Annotated in this window: 15 protein-coding genes, 1 tRNA gene and 1 pseudogene; 11 read left to right on the top strand and 6 right to left on the bottom strand. The window is 44.9% G+C overall.

Features of this window, described 5'->3' with window-relative positions; genetic code table 11:
• Nucleotide 1 precedes the first annotated feature (1 nt).
• The 3 genes from BACSA_RS11140 to BACSA_RS19365 all read right to left on the bottom strand — a co-directional run bounded on the left by BACSA_RS11140 (nt 2) and on the right by BACSA_RS19365 (nt 1,669).
• Nucleotides 2-376: an acyltransferase gene (locus BACSA_RS11140; RefSeq protein ID WP_013618206.1), complete on the bottom strand. Its 375-nt coding sequence runs from the start codon at nt 374-376 to the stop codon at nt 2-4.
• Nucleotides 377-473: 97 nt separating this feature from the next.
• On the bottom strand, nt 474-1,238 hold the full coding sequence (locus BACSA_RS11135; protein ID WP_041584371.1) for a response regulator transcription factor: 765 nt from the start codon (nt 1,236-1,238) through the stop codon (nt 474-476).
• A gap of 269 nt (nt 1,239-1,507) precedes the next feature.
• Nucleotides 1,508-1,669: a hypothetical protein gene (locus BACSA_RS19365; protein WP_083802582.1), complete on the bottom strand. Its 162-nt coding sequence runs from the start codon at nt 1,667-1,669 to the stop codon at nt 1,508-1,510.
• A gap of 21 nt (nt 1,670-1,690) precedes the next feature.
• Between BACSA_RS19365 and BACSA_RS20850 the strand changes: the two are divergent.
• A pseudogene (locus BACSA_RS20850) lies at nt 1,691-1,852 on the top strand (phosphonoacetaldehyde hydrolase); the annotation flags it as partial.
• Nucleotides 1,853-2,017: 165 nt separating this feature from the next.
• On the opposite strand, the gene typA reads toward BACSA_RS20850, so the two are convergent.
• Nucleotides 2,018-3,823, bottom strand: coding sequence for a translational GTPase TypA (gene typA / locus BACSA_RS11125; RefSeq protein WP_013618204.1), 1,806 nt, complete (start codon nt 3,821-3,823; stop codon nt 2,018-2,020).
• Nucleotides 3,824-3,852: 29 nt separating this feature from the next.
• Complete coding sequence (locus BACSA_RS11120; RefSeq protein ID WP_013618203.1) at nt 3,853-7,674, bottom strand: family 78 glycoside hydrolase catalytic domain; 3,822 nt, start codon at nt 7,672-7,674, stop codon at nt 3,853-3,855.
• A gap of 179 nt (nt 7,675-7,853) precedes the next feature.
• On the opposite strand from BACSA_RS11120, the gene rpsO reads away from it, so the two are divergent.
• The 10 genes from rpsO (at nt 7,854) to BACSA_RS11070 (ending at nt 18,918) form a co-directional block, all read left to right on the top strand.
• Nucleotides 7,854-8,123, top strand: a complete 270-nt coding sequence (gene rpsO / locus BACSA_RS11115) for a 30S ribosomal protein S15 (RefSeq protein ID WP_013618202.1) — start codon at nt 7,854-7,856, stop codon at nt 8,121-8,123.
• A gap of 465 nt (nt 8,124-8,588) precedes the next feature.
• Nucleotides 8,589-9,530, top strand: coding sequence for a class A beta-lactamase, subclass A2 (bla, locus tag BACSA_RS11110; protein WP_013618201.1), 942 nt, complete (start codon nt 8,589-8,591; stop codon nt 9,528-9,530).
• Between the two features lie 543 nt (nt 9,531-10,073).
• The gene (locus BACSA_RS11105) at nt 10,074-11,411 is read left to right on the top strand and encodes a site-specific integrase (RefSeq protein WP_013618200.1); all 1,338 of its coding nucleotides are present in this window, start codon (nt 10,074-10,076) and stop codon (nt 11,409-11,411) included.
• A 6-nt stretch (nt 11,412-11,417) separates the two neighbouring features.
• The gene (locus BACSA_RS11100; protein WP_013618199.1) at nt 11,418-12,368 is read left to right on the top strand and encodes a DUF6043 family protein; all 951 of its coding nucleotides are present in this window, start codon (nt 11,418-11,420) and stop codon (nt 12,366-12,368) included.
• Between the two features lie 169 nt (nt 12,369-12,537).
• The gene (locus BACSA_RS11095) at nt 12,538-12,852 is read left to right on the top strand and encodes a helix-turn-helix domain-containing protein (protein ID WP_005797547.1); all 315 of its coding nucleotides are present in this window, start codon (nt 12,538-12,540) and stop codon (nt 12,850-12,852) included.
• Nucleotides 12,853-12,856: 4 nt separating this feature from the next.
• Nucleotides 12,857-14,047, top strand: coding sequence for a primase-helicase family protein (locus BACSA_RS11090; RefSeq protein ID WP_013618198.1), 1,191 nt, complete (start codon nt 12,857-12,859; stop codon nt 14,045-14,047).
• Nucleotides 14,048-14,278: 231 nt separating this feature from the next.
• On the top strand, nt 14,279-15,229 hold the full coding sequence (locus BACSA_RS11085; protein WP_013618197.1) for a toprim domain-containing protein: 951 nt from the start codon (nt 14,279-14,281) through the stop codon (nt 15,227-15,229).
• Between the two features lie 223 nt (nt 15,230-15,452).
• Nucleotides 15,453-16,856, top strand: a complete 1,404-nt coding sequence (locus BACSA_RS11080) for a hypothetical protein (protein ID WP_013618196.1) — start codon at nt 15,453-15,455, stop codon at nt 16,854-16,856.
• A 423-nt stretch (nt 16,857-17,279) separates the two neighbouring features.
• A complete protein-coding gene (locus BACSA_RS11075; RefSeq protein ID WP_234144217.1) occupies nt 17,280-18,077 on the top strand; it encodes a retropepsin-like aspartic protease family protein in 798 nt (265 codons plus the stop codon).
• A 10-nt stretch (nt 18,078-18,087) separates the two neighbouring features.
• Nucleotides 18,088-18,918, top strand: a complete 831-nt coding sequence (locus BACSA_RS11070) for a hypothetical protein (RefSeq protein WP_013618194.1) — start codon at nt 18,088-18,090, stop codon at nt 18,916-18,918.
• A gap of 153 nt (nt 18,919-19,071) precedes the next feature.
• Here BACSA_RS11070 and BACSA_RS11065 read toward each other — a convergent pair.
• Nucleotides 19,072-19,155: transfer RNA gene (locus BACSA_RS11065), tRNA-Leu, on the bottom strand.
• Nucleotides 19,156-19,253 lie beyond the last annotated feature (98 nt).

The raw sequence follows: 19,253 nt of genomic DNA, 5'->3' as shown, positions 1-19,253 counted from the left end.
TTTATTTATTGAATATCAACCCTCTACGGCCGATAACAAGCGAATTGTCAGGAACATCCTGAGTTATAGTACATCCATGTGACATGACACATCCATTTCCGATACAAAAACTACCTGCAACAATTATAGTTCCAGTACCAAAAGAACAATGAGTGCCAATTCTTGTTCCCGGAGACAAAATAAGCTCCCCACCTATAATACTATAATCTCCTATATAGATGTCATCACCTTTTCCGGTGCAATAAATATAAGCACCGTTTGCAAGAGAAACACCTTTGCCAAAGTGAATTGGAACGGAACTAAAAATACGTTCAAATCCATTGTGCATTACTGTTATGCCTGCTTCAATTTCTAATATACCAGCTGATTTGTTCATACAGATATTTCGCTTTTGTTATATGAATGCAAAATTAAGAACCAATAATATCCGGTGCAACACTGATTTCTAACCAATCATGAAGCAGGCATGCACATTAAATAAGGTTCATTCTTAATGCAATTTCTACTGCGGCTGCGGTATTGGCAACTTTTAATGTCGCTAAAATATCCTGACGATGGCGATTAACCGTATAAATGGATATGTTTAAGTTGTCGGCAATTTGTTTGCTTGGCACTCCTTTGGCTATCAAGGACAGTATTTCAAGTTGTCGGCGGCTAAGAATTTTACGGTCACTCGCTTCGTATATGTCTCGTCCAACCGTTTCCCCGGTCAATAGATTGACAATTATTCCATCTTGTCGGTTATGGGAAATAGGGTACGGGATGTAAGTGCATAGACCGAGTGAAACACTTCCGTTGGCACTACAGCTGAAATATCTCGTTGTATGGAGTATTTTGACTTTTTCATTGTCTCCGGTCCGGTAAAAACTAAGGATGCATGAAGCTGAAAAATTTGTCTTTTCTTTTATTGAAAGTTCTTTTGTAAAGTTGAAGAAACGAAGTTCCAGTACATGACGTTCAATAAGTTCGTCTTCTTTTGCATGACTGAATACGATGTCCTCAAAGGCAGATTTACGGTCTACCATATATTCTGGAAGATTCATTATAGTTTGACCGAATTTTCCGGCATAAATATGGCATTCGTTGTTTTGAAAATCTGATACAACTGCTATGCCTTCTGTTGCTAATGCATAGCCGTTTGCACACGCTTTTGCTTGAGCGAGTAATGGTTCCCTATTATCCGAGGCTTCAAATTGTTGATTTGTCAAAAGCGATTTTAGTTCATTTTCTTGCTTCATTCTGAATTGATCCCTATTCCCACCATTACGGAGTAGTGCCATTTAAGTTTTGTTGCAAAATTACTAATAATAATTGATTTAGATAATAAACGCGGAGAGATTTAACTGATAATCAATAAAAATAATTCTATAGTAATATAATAAGAATGGCATAATAGAACGTGAATTGTTCCTTCATGAGTTTTATAGTCTGGTGGTACGTTAGTCGGCTCTTTTGTTTTAATGTATTGAATTTCAGAAGTCCACACTAAATGCTCAAAATGGCTTTTTCAATGTTGGGTTGAGAAGAAATCCGATATTCGTTTTACCGCTTCAATCTTAGTCTCCATAACCACATCGGCATAGACTTTTGTAGAGTTTATACTGGTATGTCCGCGCAACTTGCCAACCGTGTAAAGGTCGCCTCCGGCAGCCAATGAGAGCGTAGCCATCGAATGCCTTGCCGTGTGGAAACAATGTCAGGATTGCACGAAGTGGGCATTAAGATAGGTTTTACTTCGGGTTATACGCGGCAGATGATGGATGTGGTGATTCCGGCTGCAGCCTGTAAAGGGTATGTGGTGGATAATTGTGTAACTTCTGATAATCTGCCGTCCGGACGTCCGTTTCCGTATGCTGAAAGCTGGTGCGCATTATGTTATTGATTCTATCACAGAGTTGCCTGGTATTATTGAAATTATCAACCAGCGGTAAAAATAGAAAAAGCACGGAATTAAGGTCTTTATTGAATTAAAAAAAACTTTTTCCGTGCTTTTTTATTTTTATGCCGTTATTACGTATCAGCTGTTCTTGTTCGCACGTTTGCGCTCGGTCTCGTCGAGGATAATCTTACGCATACGCATGCTCTTGGGTGTTACTTCTACGTATTCGTCTTCCTTGATGTATTCCAATGCTTCTTCCAGCGAGAATACGACCGGAGGGATGATGCGTGCCTTGTCGTCCGAACCCGATGCACGCATGTTGGTCAGTTTTTTCGACTTTGTGACGTTTATCACTAAATCGTTCTCATGCACGTGTTCGCCTACTACCTGTCCGGCATAGACTTCTTCTTGCGGATAGATGAAGAAGCGTCCGCGGTCCTGCAGCTTATCGATGGCATACGCGAAGGCAGTACCGCTTTCCATGGCAATCATCGACCCGTTGGTGCGGCGTGGAATATCTCCCTTGTAGGGTTGGTATTCCTTGAAGCGGTGTGCCATGATGGCTTCTCCTTGCGATGCAGTCAATACGTTGGTACGCAATCCGATGATACCGCGCGATGGCATATCGAACTCGATGTTCACACGGTCGCCTTGCGTTTCCATCGAAACCATTTCGCCTTTACGGCGGGTCACCATGTCAATCATCTTGCTGGCAAATTCTTCGGGAACGCTGATGGTAAGTTCTTCAATCGGCTCGCAACGCACCCCGTCTATCTCTTTGTAGATAACCTGCGGCTGACCTACCTGCAACTCATAGCCTTCGCGGCGCATGGTTTCAATCAGTACCGAAAGGTGCAGCACACCACGTCCCGATACAATCCATTTGCCGTCTTCATTCTCGGTCTTGCGGACGCGCAGGGCGAGGTTCTTGTCCAGCTCTTTCATCAGGCGGTCTTGTATGTGGCGAGAAGTTACGTATTTGCCCTCTTTCCCGAAGAAAGGAGAGTCGTTGATGGTAAACAACATGCTCATCGTAGGCTCATCGATGGCGATAGGGGGAAGCGGTTCCGGGTTTTCGAAATCGCAGATGGTGTCGCCGATTTCAAATCCTTCTATACCGATTACCGCACAGATATCGCCCGAAGACACCGACTGCACTTTCTTGCGTCCCAATCCTTCGAAGGTATGTACTTCCTTGATTTTGGATTTCACCATACTTCCGTCGCGTTTTGCCAGCGTGATGTTCATGCCTTCGCTAATGGTGCCGCGGTGAACACGCCCCACGGCGATACGTCCCGTGTACGATGAATAGTCGAGCGATGTAATCAGCATTTGCGGGGTGCCTTCCAGTTGCTTGGGGGCAGGAATGTATTTTACGATAGCGTCCAGCAACGGTTCGATAGTGCCCGTAGGCGTTTTCCAGTCTTCGCCCATCCAGTTGTTTTTTGCCGAGCCGTATAATACGGGGAAATCCAGCTGGTCTTCTGTTGCGTTGAGGCTGAACATCAGGTCGAACACCATTTCATATACTTCTTCGGGACGGCAATTGGGCTTGTCTACCTTGTTCACTACTACGATGGGTTTCAAGCCGATTTGCAATGCTTTCTGCAGCACGAAACGTGTCTGCGGCATCGGGCCTTCGAAAGCGTCTACCAGCAGGATGCATCCGTCTGCCATATTCAATACACGTTCCACTTCACCACCGAAGTCGGCGTGTCCCGGCGTATCGATGATGTTGATTTTCGTACCCTTATAGTTGATAGATACATTCTTCGAAAGGATGGTTATCCCTCTTTCACGTTCCAAGTCGTTGTTATCCAATACCAGTTCACCATTGGTCTGGTCGTTGCGGAACAAATGTCCCGCCAGCATCATCTTGTCCACCAGCGTTGTCTTTCCATGGTCTACGTGGGCAATGATGGCAATGTTTCTAATGTCTTGCATACTATACCTATTATTTGGGCGCAAAGTTACTATTTTTTCTCCAATTTGTTCAAATCAATCTCCATGTATTTAATAAGTTCGCGTCTCCAAGTGAACGTAATGTGTAATTTCCCGTCTTTCCCTTGGATAATGGCAGGGTATGAATACTCGCGTACCGGCGAATCTTCCAGCGTGAGCACAGGAGTCCAGTGGATGCCATCGTCCGACAAGGCAAGGTTGATAGGCGTGCGCACGCCCTTCTTGTCGCCTAATAGCGGGCTGAAGTTGTTGTATACCAGTGCGTGGCGTCCGTCTTGCAACGTGACGGCATCGGTTCCCGAATTGTTGTTGGGCAGACCCTCAATGAGTGTCACCTTGCTCCAGGTGCTTCCGTTGTCCTTGCTCCACGAAGTGGCAAGGTGCGAGTTGCGGGTGCGGCAGATGACTTGCAAGGTACCGTCTTTGTGTTTCAGGATGCTGGGCTGGATAACCAGAATGGGGCGTTTTTCCTTTTCGTCCGCATTCATGTTCCGGTATTGGCTGGGGAATTCCAGCTCTGCGGGTATCGGGCCTGTTGTTTTCCACGTCTTGCCCATGTCGTCCGAATATTCGATGTGGATGCGCCAGCCTTGTTCTCCTTCGGTGCTCGAAGGGCAGAGGATGCGTCCGTTGATAAATTCGGGCTTGTTTTTAATCGGCCCTAAAAAGCCTTGGGGAAGTGCTTCGCGCCGGCTCCATGTCTTTCCTCCGTCTTTAGAGCGTACCAGCCAACCTGTCCAGTCGGGCACGTTCAGTCCGATTTTGAAGAAGAGCAACAGGTCTCCTCCGGGCACTTGGAACAGTACTGGGTTCCAGCAAGCTTTCCGGTGGTCTTTGATATCGGCGGTGATGCCGGCTATCTTGGCATCCGGGTCGTTCAGGTCGAATACTCCGTCGGCTACTTTCACCGGCTCCGTCCACGTGTCGCTTCCTTTCGGCTTGCGGCATACCCAGATGCATACGTCCGGATTGCGCTCTTTGGTTCCGCCGAAAAAGGCAGCCACTAAGTCCCCGTTTTCCAGTTCTACAATCGTAGAGGCATGGCATTCGGGGAATGAGGCTTTTTCATAGAGGAACTGGTTTTCGAGTACCGCTGGGTGAAGTGCGGGAATGTCTGCCGAATAGTGATAGTCTCCCGAGCCGATTTGCTCTACTCTCCCGTCGGGAAGATGGACTTCAGCCGTGGTGTTGCACGGTATGGTGATGTCCCACTCCAGGTGGGTCAGTGTCTTTTTCCATGCGCTTTTGATGGTGCCGTACGGGCAACGGTAGGAGGCTTTTGCCCAGAATAAGTTCTGTATGTCAAAGTCCGGCTTCAAGATGATATGCCGGAACCCGGTCTGGGTGCTGTCGCTTCGGATGCCTGCCGCATGCTCGTAGCACCAGGGCAGGAGGCCGCCTAACAGCATGACATGATTCCCGCTGTTCATCTTGGGGTCGGCGGTATTCCCGTTCCAGAGTTCCCATGTGGTGGTGGCTCCTTGCTCTGCCATGTACCCCCACGAAGGATATGTCTTTTTCGAAGCCAGCAGGAAGGCGACATCGGCAAAGCCGTTCCGGGAAAGTTCCTGCAATAGCCATTGTACGCCGATGACTCCGCAACTGATGTGTCCTCCGTTTTTCAGAATGGTGGTAGAAACGATTTGTTTGGCAACATCTTCCTTGCAATCGTTGGGGACGATGTTGAATGCCAATGGCAATACGTTGGAAGTCACCGTATTATTCCCATAGTAGACACTGTCGGGATAAAGCGGATGCCCGGGCTTTTGGGAAGTTCTCCGCCGGATATGCAGGTATTTGCGGTTGAACGCTTCTTTCATCTCCTTTGCCCATGCAGCCCATTGCGCCTGGTCTTCTTTCAGGTTCTGCAGGGAGGCGAAGCGTTGCATGACATCGAGCAATTTGATGTAATAAGCCGTAGAAATCAATGTCCCGTCGGTGATGCGTGCCGGGTCTTTGCTATGAATCAGTTCCAGCGATTCGGGCGGAACGCACCAGTCTCCGTATTTGTCTTTGGTAATCAGCCCGTCTTGCATGTATTCCCGGCGCAGGTGAAGCATCCATTTGCGGATGGCAGGGTAGCACCGTTCCATCGGTTCCCGGTTTCCGAACTGGGTGTAAAGCATGTCGCAGGCGAAAGGAAGCACGGCAGGCCAGGTGACATTGTCATCATAATACATCCAGAAAGCCGGAGCGACATTGCTGAAGCATCCGTCCTCGCGCTGGGATTCGCAGATGTCGCGCGTCCATTTGCTATAAAGCGTGTTGATGTCGAACAGGTAACTTTCGCCCCAGCATCCCATGGTGCGGTCGCCCAGCCAAGGCTGGCGTTCGTCGCGTTGCGGACAATCGACGGGCATGCCTTTATAGTTTCCTAAAATACCCCACCAGGCATTCTTGTACACACGGTTCAGGGTCTCGTCGGAACACTCGAACGTGCCGGTAGGCTCTACCTCATCGCTTACCACCTCACCCGTAAAGTCGGAGAGTTCCGCGTCCTTGTATCCGGATATTTCCACATAGCGGAAGCCGTGGTAAACGAAGCGGGGCGCCCAGGTCTTTCCGTTCTCCTTCCCGTTGCATATATAATAATCGGTGGATTGTGCTTCGCGCAAGTTGGCGGTGTACAGTTCTCCTTCGGGTGTCAAAGTCTCGGCAAAGCGCAGGCGGATGGTGTCACCCTCGTTTCCACATATACGTGCGCGGAGCCATCCGGCTATATTCTGCCCCATGTCCACTATATATCGGTCGCCCTTCGCACGTATATGCACCGGCTGGATGGTTTTGATGACCTTCATCGGCGGAGTAATCATTCCACGCGGAGTTCCTCCCGGTGCTCCGACACGTTGCACCGGTTTCCATTGGCTATCGTCATATCCGGGCAGGGTCCAGTCGCCCAGTTCCTTGCGTGCGTCATACGTCTCCCCGTCGTATTCATTGTTGCTCCGGATGGGGCCGTCGGTGGTGATGCGCCAGTCGGTATCGCTCTTGATGGTTTCGGTGGTTCCGTCCTGATACGTGATGAGCAGGTTCATGCGGAGCTTGGGATAACCGAAATTGACGATTTTATAGGTCCGGTAGTGTTGCTGCATGGTGTAGTAGCGTCCGTTCCCCAGTGTGACACCGATGGCATTCTTGTCTGTAAGCAAGGACGTTGCATCGTATGTGTCGTAGAATAAGGTCTTGCGGTAATCGGAAGGGAGAGGGGCAAGCACTTGGTCGCCTATCCGCTTGCCGTTGATGAACAGTTCGTACATGCCCAGCCCGCAGATGTAGACCGTGGCTTGCTTGACGGGCTTTTTTACCTCGAACTCTTTGCGCAGGTAGCGCGCGCTCAGACGGCTATGGGCATCTTCCCTGTCCCATGCGGAGGGCTGGTCCCAGCCAATCCATCTTCCTTTCCAATGCACTTCTCCCAATAGCCCGACGCTCCATCGGCTGGTCTCGCTCCAAGCCGTTTCGCCCGCCGATGTATAGCTTTTCACTTTCCAATAGCACCGGGTGTCGCTTTTCAATGCTTTTCCGGCGTATACGATGTTTTGTGACTCGGCGGATGCTGTTTTCCCCGAATCCCAAAGGTCGCCTTTGTCTTGCGCCAGCAATTCCGGCGTGGAAGCGACCAGGATATGATACGCTTCTTGCCGGACGTTCTTTTGGTCCGATTCCAATTGCCAGCTTAGCCGGGGTGTGGACGTATCGATTCCCATGGGGTTGGCAAGGTGTTCGGTGGTTAAGTGTGAGACAGATACCTCCTGTGCCATGCTTCCGAGCGGAAGCAAGAGGCAGAGCCAGCAGGCGAGCCTGATGAACCGGGCATGAAGATGTGTATTCATGTTGTACTAAGGTTTTGTGTGAAACTTTTTTATTTTAATCGGGCTAAAGGTACAAAAAAATGCGGATTCACGCTTTATTTCCATAAGAAAAATGTTGTAAACGTATTGCTATCTGAAAGATTATTCCTATCTTTGCACCCGCAAATCGAATTTTATCTAATAATCAAACAGTCAAAACTATGTATTTAGACGCAGCTAAAAAACAAGAAATCTTTGAAAAGTACGGAAAGTCTAACACTGATACTGGATCGCCTGAATCTCAGATTGCATTGTTTTCATACCGTATTTCTCACCTGACTGAGCACATGAAGCTCAACAGAAAAGATTATAGCACTGAAAGAGCTCTGACTACATTGGTAGGAAAGCGCCGTTCTTTGTTGCTTTACTTAAAGAACCGCGACATCGAAAGATACCGTGCCATTGTGAAGGAACTCGGTCTGCGTAAGTAATTTCATTACTTGCTGCAAACGTACAGGGAGGCAATCGGAAGACCCTCTTAACCGTATGAACCGGCATATATCTGATGTGAATCAGCTATATGCCGGTTTTGTTTTGTCAGGATACGTATGTTCTCGGGAAGTAATACATGCCTTGTCCGCCTGAGCAACATAACTTCGTAGCTTGTACGATTAGTAATCGTCAACCGATACGATTAGTAATCGTAACGCTGCACGATTAGTAATCGTGCTGGAGAGGCAGATAATATTGAAGGGAAACTTATATAATGAAGTACAAGTGCACAGGTATCTTCTTCAGGTAAAAGCCTTATCTTTGTAACCGTGAATTTAGAGCTTGCCGCATTGTGCATATTGCTTTTCTTGTAAAGTGAAACAAAATTCTCAAATGCTTCCGGCTTTATCTTTTTTCGGTAAAATCATGTATCTTTGCAAGCGGTTAATTAATTGTAGTAGAAGATGGCAACAATCAGGAAAAAACATATCGTTCTTTTGTGCTTGGCTTTGGCCTGCGTTGCAGGTTTGACTTTATTCTTTTCCCAACCGGTGAAAGGCGGTCGTGCTGGCATGTCATTGGCTAATGTCCTGACCGACAGCATCTCCCGAATCGTATCAGCCTGTCCGGGTGAGGTCGGGGTGGCTCTTATTGTCAACAACTCCGATACCGTTACCGTCAATAACAAAAGCATTTATCCGATGATGAGCGTGTTCAAGCTTCATCAGGCATTGGCTATTTGCAACCGGTTTGACCAAGACGGATTGTCTCTTGATACTTCATTGACTATCCGGCGGGAAGACCTTGACCCTAAGACATGGAGTCCCATGCTGAAGGAGCATCGGGAGCCATTGATTACTTTACCGGTCAGGGATTTGTTGCGTTATACACTCATTCAAAGTGACAATAACGCGAGCAATCTCCTGTTTGAGCGCTTGGTAAGTGTTGCCGAAACAGATAGTTTTATCGCTACGCTCATTCCCCGTTCGAGTTTCCGGATAGCTTATACAGAATCGGAGATGGCGGCAGACCATGCGAAAGCCTATGCCAACTGTACATCTCCGCTTGGAGCGGCGATGCTGATTCACAGGCTGTTTACGGATGCTCTTGTAAGCCGTGAGAAGCAAGACTTCATCATGAAATCTTTGGGTGAATGTACTACCGGGAAAGACCGTATCGCAGCCCCTCTCCTTGGAAAGGAAGGGATATCTATTGCCCACAAGACCGGTTCCGGTTATACCGAAAACGGAGTCCTTGCAGCCCATAATGATGTTGCCTACATTTGTCTGCCCAACGGTGTAAGTTATGCGCTGGCTGTATTTATCAAAGATTTTAAGGGCAATGAGTCACAGGCTTCCCAAGTTGCGGCACGTATATCAGCAGCCGTGTATTCGTTATTAGCGTAAGTGTTTGAATATTTTCGAGGGCGTTTATAGCACAAATGACTTGCGACACTCCCAAACACGGGCGTACGTGTCGTGCAACGTAACCGCTTGACGTGCCCGGTAGGACCGTTCGTCTCAGCCTGTATGGGCGTTCGCGTTTGTTCTTCGTATCAAAATGGTTCATGGCATAACTTAGAGGAGTCATTGACTTCAGGTTCTTTCCTTTTAGGCTGATGAAACTCTATGTTAACCTTACTGATAATCGGGTAAGCCCAAATTCCTTTCATAGATACGGATAAAATAAGAAAAAGCTAAGCATTGAACTATCAATGACTTAGCTTTTACCTCGTACCCAGACCCGCATTTGAAATAATTAAAGTGGGGAAAATGTGGGTAAAAAGAAAAACGCAGAAAAATACATTAATAAAACTATATATCAACTATTTACAATCATATTAAATTTTAATCCGAATTAATCCGATTGCAAATTATTTAGCAGATGTGGGGAAAATGTGGGGAAAATATCTATATTTGCATCCAGATAGATATTTAACCTGTAAGCCTATGAAAGTAACTTTCATCATTAAAAAAGCGGCAAAACGGTATGATACTGAATCAACCGCAACTATTTATATCCGTCTGAGAAATGGAAGACAGCTTGATTCTGTTGCTCCTACCCAGCTTTCAATCAATCCCAACCTGTGGGATGAAAAAGCAGAGTGTGTAAAAACAAAAGCTGTCTGCAACGAAGATTTAAGGACTGGCATAAATGAAGAGATACGAAAGCTGAAAACCTATGTGGAAAAATCCTTTCATACGGAAAAAGAGTCCGTTGATAAAGAATGGCTGAAACTGACCTTAGACAGATATTATCATCCTGAAAAGTATTTCACACCGGAAGAGATTGTCATCAAGCCGACTTTCGGAGAGCTGTTTGACAGCTTTCTGGAAAAGCATCCGTTATCGGAAGTAAGGAAAAAGAATTTCAGGGTGGTAAAAAGAGCCTTATTGCGTTATGAACTGTATGTACGGGAAACAAAAAGAGGACAAAAAGGATTTGTTCTTGATATTGATACCGTCACGCCTGAAACGCTTCGGGACATGTGGGACTTCTTCGAGAACGAATACCAGTATTATGAACTGTACCCAAGCATTTATGAAGCCATTCCAGAAAAGAGAACTCCGCAACCACGAGGGAAAAATACCCTGATAGACTGCTTTTCAAGAATACGCACATTCTTCCTGTGGTGCCTCGACAACAATCTGACCGCCAACAGACCGTTTGACAAGTTTCCGATAGAGGAGTGCAAATACGGAACCCCTGTTTATATCAACCTTGAAGAAAGGGACAAGATTTTCAATGCTGATCTGTCAGCCACTCCACAACTGGAGATACAGAGGGACATCTTCATTTTCCAGACACTTATAGGATGCAGAGTAAGCGACCTGTACAGAATGACCAAACTGAACGTGGTGAATGAAGCCATTGAATACATACCGAAGAAAACCAAAGAGGGCAATCCTGTAACGGTACGTGTTCCGTTGAACGACAAGGCAAAGGAAATTCTCGAACGGTATAAAGACCATGAGGGAAAACTCCTGCCGTTCATTTCCGAACAGAAATATAATGAGGCAATAAAAAAGATATTCAAACTTTCAGGAGTGGACAGGATTGTCACTATATTAGACCCGTTGACACGTGATGAAGTCAAAAAACCGCTTTATGAAGTGGCAAGCAGCCACCTTGCAAGACGCACCTTCATCGGTAATATTTATAAGAAGGTGAAAGACCCGAATCTTGTTTCGGCACTGTCGGGACACAAGGAAGGCAGCAAGGCTTTCAGACGGTACAGGGATATTGACGAAGAGATGAAGAAAGACCTCGTTAAACTTTTAGACTAAGCCTATATGGGACAACAGGAATACGACAATTTCAAAAGACTGATAAGGGAGTGGCTTGACAGCCACCCCGATGAATATGCGACTTTCGTGGAAGAAATGAACGACAAGGAGTTCAATGGATTCGTAAAGGTTTTCAAGGTTGCCACAACCTTGGTACCGAGATACAAGGAAGCCACACGCAGACGGATCGGAGACGACAAAATCTCCGATTTCGAGGAACTGGAGAATGTGCTTCTGGATTCTGACCTTGCCCAAAAGATTGTGAACGAGTTCCATCATTCAAAAAGGCGGAGCATCATACCTGCCATGCTCGCATGGTTGTACTACGGGCGGAGCTATGAGTGCATGGTGGAACAGGGAGAGGAACTGGCCAAAAGAAAAGGTATTACCGGACTATACAAATGGCTTGTTTCCTACATGGTCAGGTTCATCATCAAAAAGAGCATCAGCAGCGGCATGAGAACCAAAGAGGACTGGGTGGCTTTCAGGAAGCAGCAGAAAGCCATTGAGGAAAACAACCTCGTGGAATGGTCTATTGAGGATGAAGAAAACATTGAAGAAACCAAAACGGAAGATACGGACAGCCTACAGCAAGGACAGCCCAAGAGTGCCGGACGAAAAGCCGACACACGCACCCTGCCGGAGCTGCTGATAGAGAACAAGGATGTCATTATGGAAAGAATCGGAACAAGGCTGAAAACACATACGACCGAAACGGACATCGCACGACTGTACATCGCACTGGTGGAATACCGCTTCATGCGCCCCTGTCCCATAAAGACTTTCCGGAACGCACTGCAACAGCAATACACAGACCTCAACATCGTACACGAAAGGGGAATACAGAAAGCGTACAGGAACCTTACCACACCTTTCGGAGGCAGCAAAAAACTGATAAAGGACATCGGGGAAGACCATGTTGCCATAGAGGAATTGAAGGCTTATCTATCCGCTTGAAATTCGTTTAATTCGTTTTTGGATTTTACGAATTTAACGCATTGAAATCCATTGATTTACGATTATTTTTCGTTATATATTTGTGCCACTATCCTAATCGGGGTAGTGGCTTTTCGTTTATAATACTGCCGAAACGGGAAGTCTTACAACCGGCAGTTTCAACAAGCCTATGACAGACCTGATGGCAATTATCCAAAGCGGAAACGGCAACATCAAACTGGAAGTGACAGGCGAAGACCTGCTCATGTTTTCAAACCAGCTGATAAGCCGTGCCAAGCATGAACTCTCCACCGCCATTGCGGAAGCGAGAAAGGAAAAGTACCTCACAAAGGAGGAAGTGAAGAAAATGTGCGACGTGTGCGACACCACCCTTTGGCACTGGGCAAAAAAGAACTACCTGAAACCCGTAAAGGTGGGGAACAAGGTCAGATACCGACAGTCGGACATACAGAAAATCCTGGGTGAACGCAATCCTTCAATCTGAGCCTATGAAAGAGGAAGAATACATGCGTGTGGGAACGACACTGTACAAGGTCGTAAACCAGCCCTGCGCCAGCGGAGGATATGAGAAAAGACGTGTGATATGGAACAACAGCACACTCAGGCAGGACTACGGGAAGAACTATCTTGCGACCGTCCCGAAGTATGACGGATTCTGTACCGTTCCCGACCATCTGAACTACCGGAAGGAAATTGACGGTTTCCTGAATCTGTACGAACCGATAGAGCATACTCCGCAGATAGGGGATTTCCCGAACATACGTTCTCTGGTGCTACACATTTTCGGTGAGCAGTACAATCTGGGACTGGACTATCTGCAACTGCTGTTCCTGCAGCCGTTGCAGAAACTCCCCATACTCCTGCTGGTATCGGAAGAGAGGAACACGGGCAAGAGCACGTTCCTTAATTTCCTGAAAGCCGTATTCGGGGATAACGTGACATTCAACACCAACGAGGATTTCCGGAGCCAGTTCAATTCCGACTGGGCCGGAAAGCTGCTCATTGTCGTGGACGAGGTGCTGCTCAACCGCAGGGAAGACAGCGAGCGGTTGAAGAACCTGAGCACTACTTTCAATTACAAGGTGGAGGCCAAAGGGAAAGACCGCACGGAAATAGCCTTCTTCGCCAAGTTCGTACTGTGTTCAAACAACGAGTATCTGCCTGTTATCATAGACGCAGGGGAAACACGATACTGGGTAAGGAAGATAAATCCGCTACAGAACGATGACACGAATTTCCTGCAAAAGCTGAAAGAGGAAATTCCTGCCTTCCTGTTCTTCCTGACACAAAGGGAGCTTTCAACGGAAAAGGAAAGCCGTATGTGGTTCAACCCGAAGCTGACACATACGGCAGCCCTGCAGAAAATCATCCGGAGCAACCGCAACCGTCTGGAGATAGAAATGGCTGAACTGTTCCTTGACATCATGTCAAACATGGATGTGGAAAGCGTATCATTCTGCCTGAACGACCTCATGACACTGCTTGTCTATTCGCAGGTAAAGGCAGAGAAATATCAGGTGCGGAAAGTGGTTCAGGAAGTATGGAAGCTGACTTCCGCACCGAACTCACTTTCCTACACCGCCTATGAGATTGCTCCCCACCGTGACTGCCACTACGAGACGAAAAGGAAAATAGGAAGGTTCTACACGATAACCAAAGAACAGCTGACCGCTATATGATTATTTTGATGAAATGATGAATACGGTATATAACACATTGTATTACAGTATAATACAAGCTCATCATTCATTCATCGGAATATAATGCTGATGAAAAGAGAAATCATCATTTCTTTTTTGGCAAGCAGTCTGATGAAAAAATGATGAAGTGTTACCATTCTGTATAACAGCTTATTACAAGCAAAGTTCATCAAATCATCGTTTTTTCACTCATCACAAAACCGTACGAAAATGACAACAGAAGAAGCAAAAAAGATAAGAATCGCAGACTATCTGCACAGTCTGGGGTATTTCCCAGTAAAGCAGCAGGGGGTAAACCTCTGGTACAAATCCCCGTTCAGGGAAGAGAACGAGCCCTCGTTCAAAGTAAACACAGAACGTGAACAATGGTTCGACTTCGGTCTGGAAAAGGGCGGCAACATCATCGCACTGGCAGCACACCTCTACGCAACGGAGAGTGTTCCGTATATCCTGAAACGCATAGAGGAACAGACACCGCATGTCCGTCCCGTGTCTTTCTCTTTTCGCAGGCAGTCTGCCACCGAGCCGAGTTTCCAGCAACTTGACATCGTGCAGCTGTCTTCTCCTGCCCTGCTCTCTTACCTGCAGGAAAGGGGGATAAATACGGCACTGGCGAAAAAAGAATGCCGTGAGGCACACTTCACCAACAACGGCAAACGGTATTTCGCCATTGCCTTTCCGAACATATCGGGTGGATATGAAATCCGCAACCGATATTTCAAGGGCTGCATCGCACCGAAAGAAATATCACATATCAGACAATCGGGAGAGCCGAGAAAAGCATGTTACGTTTTTGAGGGGTTCATGGACTACCTTTCCTTTCTGACACTAAGGCTTGAAAGCTGTCCGCAATTCCCTGATTTCGACAGACAGGACTACATGGTTCTGAACTCTGTTGCCAATGTTTCCAAGGCACTCTATCCGCTGGGCAGCTATGAACGCATCCACTGTTTCCTTGACAATGACCGTGCAGGAATGGAAGCCCTGCAGCAAATCAGAAAGGAGTATGACAATACCAGACATATACGTGACGCTTCACACATTTACAGCGGATGCAAGGATTTGAACGAATACCTGCAAAAACGGGCAGAGACAAAGAAACAGGCTCAATCCATCAAAGTGAAGACACCGCCCAATAAACCGGGAGGCTTTCGGTTATAGCCCACTATAACTACACGCTTCGCTTACGTAGTTGTGGGCTCTCCCGAGGGGATTAGGGTTTTACCCTAATAACCCACTCAGGGCGTTTCTCCCCTGAGAACCCAGAGCAAAGAGTGACCCTCTCTTTGCAATCTCCGCTTATGGGTTGCACCCCTAAGAACCCCATGCGTTTACGGACAGCAGAAAAGCAAACAATAAAGTACAAACCCAAGAACAAGTATCTATGGCAACAAAATCAAGCATACATATCAAGCCCTGCAACATCGCATCGAGCGAGGCTCACAACAGAAGGACTGCCGAATATATGCGCCACATCGGAGAGTCCAGAATCTATGTAGTTCCTGAACTCTCCACCGATAACGAGCAGTGGATAAATCCCGACTTCGGCAGTCCGGATTTGCGGACGCATTATGACAATATCAGACAGATGGTAAAGGAAAAGACCGGACGTGCCATGCAGGAAAAAGAACGGGAGCGCAAAGGCAAGAACGGCAAGACAGTCAAGATTGCGGGATGCTCCCCCATACGCGAAGGAGTGCTGCTTGTCAGGTCGGACACGACACTGGCAGATGTGCGCAAATTCGGTGAGGAGTGCCAGAGACGCTGGGGAATCACACCGCTGCAAATCTTCCTGCACAAGGACGAAGGGCATTGGCTGAACGGTCAACCGGAAGTGGAAGACAGGGAGAGTTTCAAAGTAGGTGAAAGATGGTTCAAGCCGAACTATCATGCCCATATCGTTTTCGACTGGATGAACCACGAAACCGGAAAGAGCCGAAAGCTCAATGACGATGACATGATGCAGATGCAGACCTTGGCATCTGACATCCTGCTGATGGAGCGTGGGCAGTCAAAGGCTGTTACAGGCAAGGAACATCTGGAACGTAACGACTTTATCATCGAGAAACAGAAAGCCGAACTGCAACGCATGGATGCTGCCAAACGGCACAAAGAAGAACAGATAAATCTTGCCGAGCAGGAACTTAAACAGGTAAAATCAGAAATTCGCACTGACAAGCTAAAGAAGACAGCCACCACGGCTGCAACAGCCATAACAAGCGGAGTTGCTTCTCTTTTCGGAAGCGGAAAACTGAAAGAGCTGGAACATGCCAACGAAAAACTGCAAGACGAGGTTTCAAAACGGAACACCAATATTGAAAAATTGCAGAGCCAAATACAGCAGATGCAGAAACAGCATGATACGCAAATCCACAATCTCAGAGAAATGCACAGGCAGGAACTTGACATGAAAGAAAAAGAACTATCACAGCTCGCCAGAATCATAGACAAGGCTTTCAGATGGTTTCCGATGTCCAGGGAAATGCTGCGCATGGAAAAGTTCTGTGCCATGCTGGGATTCTCTAAAGAAATGACAGAAAGTCTTTTGGTCAAGAAAGAAGCCTTGAAATGCAGCGGTAAAATCTATTCAGAACAGCACAGACGGAACTTTGATATAAAGGATGATATTTTAAGGGTGGAAAATGACCCTGACGATGAAAGCAGGCTGAACCTGACTATAAACAGGAAGCCGATTACCGAATGGTTCAGGGAACAATGGCACAGGCTTAAATACGGAACAATACTGCCGCAACAGGAAGAAAAGAAAAACCGTGGTATAAAATTATAAATATATAGTGCAAATTATCAGAGACTTTCGTTACCTTTGTAGCCGGATAGAGACAACTCCATCCAATATAATATTTAAGAATTTAGAAGAAGCGTTATGCTTATCTTGTAATTGGAAACCTGAGAAATTTTCAAATGAGCAAGGATAGCATAGTGGTTCTCACGCATATGGCGTGGGCTGCTATTGTTGTATCTGCTCATTAGGTTTTCTCAGGACCTCCAATTAAGATGTGACATACAGTTCCACGCTTCATTATATTATTGTAAAATCAATAAATCATATTTAAATATGCAAAGGAAATTAAGTCTTAAATTATTTGTTGTTCTATGTCTATTTTTTATTTCTGTTAATGCACAAAATCAAGAATTGAAAAACAGTTTTGACCGAATAAATTCTTTATTCCGCAGTTATAATATTAGTTCTATGGATAAAGATTGGAGAACTATATATAAAAATGTAAAAATGACATATAAACATCCTAATATAATAATCTCATTTGATACACGAATCGCTCCAGGTTATTCTCCTTTACCAACAACAAAATTGGGAAAGAACTCGATTACGACACCACTAAAAAGTACAACTTTCCGTCTAAATTATAATCAAGTACAGATATTTAATACTACAGATGGCATTGAAATCATGGAATGTGGAGAAAAGTCATTAGAAGGATTATGGACTATTTTGACTAAAGACGACATTCTGTCAAAGAAAATATATAATGAGTTTTGTCATTTTCAAAGTTTGGTAAATAATAGTAACTTTATGGGAAGTCTAGGCACAAACAATATGCCTACTTCTGGAAATAATGCAAATAAATATACTAGAAAAGTAATAAAATTATATCGGCAAGCTAGCAATGTATATACTATACCATGTAAAGTTAATGGGCTTGCTTTAAATTTCATATTTGACACAGGTGCTAGCTCCGTTTCTATTTCCAAAAGTGAAGCTATCTTTATGTTGAAAAATGGATATTTATCAGTTAATGATATTCTTGGTAATCAACAATTTCAAACAGCAAGTGGCGACATACAAGTCGGAACTAAGATAATTATAAAAAAAATTGAAATTGGTGGATTGACACTTCGAAATGTTGAAGCGTCCGTTGTTCATAATGAAAATGCCCCATTACTCCTAGGGCAAAGCGCATTAAGTAAATTAGGAAAAATAGAAATTGATTACAATAATTCTACATTGACAATAATAAATGAAAAGTAAAAGTATCAGTATGAAGAAAAGCAATAGATTTTTATCAAAAACACTTAAACGATTAAATAGAACTAATTTCTCTCTATATAAAGAAAGGTATTTTAAACAGATTCCCTTACTAAAAAGTATACCTTACGATATTCACGATATAGAACCATCAAGCAATAATTATATATATAGGGCTGTCATGAATCAAGCCAATGAGCATTTTAAGACTATTAGTCGGATTGCATTTAATCCATCGCCTAGTTATATATCAAGAGCCAATTTAGTGAAGCAACCTATAGCCTATTATGCTTGTAATTATGATGTTGCACTACTTGAAGCTTGTCATGACAAGTTACGTCAATCCCATGAAAGATCATTTTTGCTAACAGTATCTAAATGGAAAATAAAAAAAAGAATACCTATACTCCTCATCTGTAATTGCCCTAAGACTCAAAATGTTGGTACTGATTTATTTTATTATTATAATAAATGCCGCTTAAAAAGAAAAGAAATATCATCTGCTCATAGCTACAGAACATGGTTTCTTAAAACAAGATTTATAGCAGAGCAGTTTGCAAAAGAGGCAAACACCAATATGGACTATTTTATTACTGCTAATTTCTCAAAACAACTACTTGATAAAACTGAAATAAAAGGAATTATATATCCAAGCGTACGATACTTATATAAAGGTTTTAACTATGCTTTTGCACCATCTTTATTTACAGAGGAAAGTTTTTGTTTGGAGGAAGTTTCTGAATATCATGTAATTTTCGACGAAAAAGATATAACGAAATATCCAACCATTACATTAAAGTCTTCAACAAATAATTTTTGTGATGATAATATAATATGGGACTAAACAAGAAAGAATCTTTAGAAGAAAAATAATTTTCTAGTACTGTAAAAAATAAATTTAATCATATAGTTTGCATTAGTGGGGAAAATGTGGGGAAAAATCAAACAAATAAAAAGGCTAAGTGACTGATAGTTAATCACTTAGCCTTTTATTCTGTACCCAGACCCGGGGTCGAACCGGGATGGATTTTACTCCACTGGTGTTTGAGACCAGCGCGTCTACCGATTCCGCCATCTGGGCGTTCCGTTGAATTGTGATGCAAAGGTAGGCAAATCTTTTTAAATAGCAAGAGAAGTGAATAAAAAAGTGAAAATATTTTCATCTAACACTATTTAGAA

This window comes from Phocaeicola salanitronis DSM 18170, assembly GCF_000190575.1.
In the GTDB taxonomy this organism is placed as follows: domain Bacteria; phylum Bacteroidota; class Bacteroidia; order Bacteroidales; family Bacteroidaceae; genus Phocaeicola; species Phocaeicola salanitronis.
The sequence above is the reverse complement of the archived record's forward strand: the minus strand, read 5'-3'. Positions and strand labels throughout refer to the sequence as shown.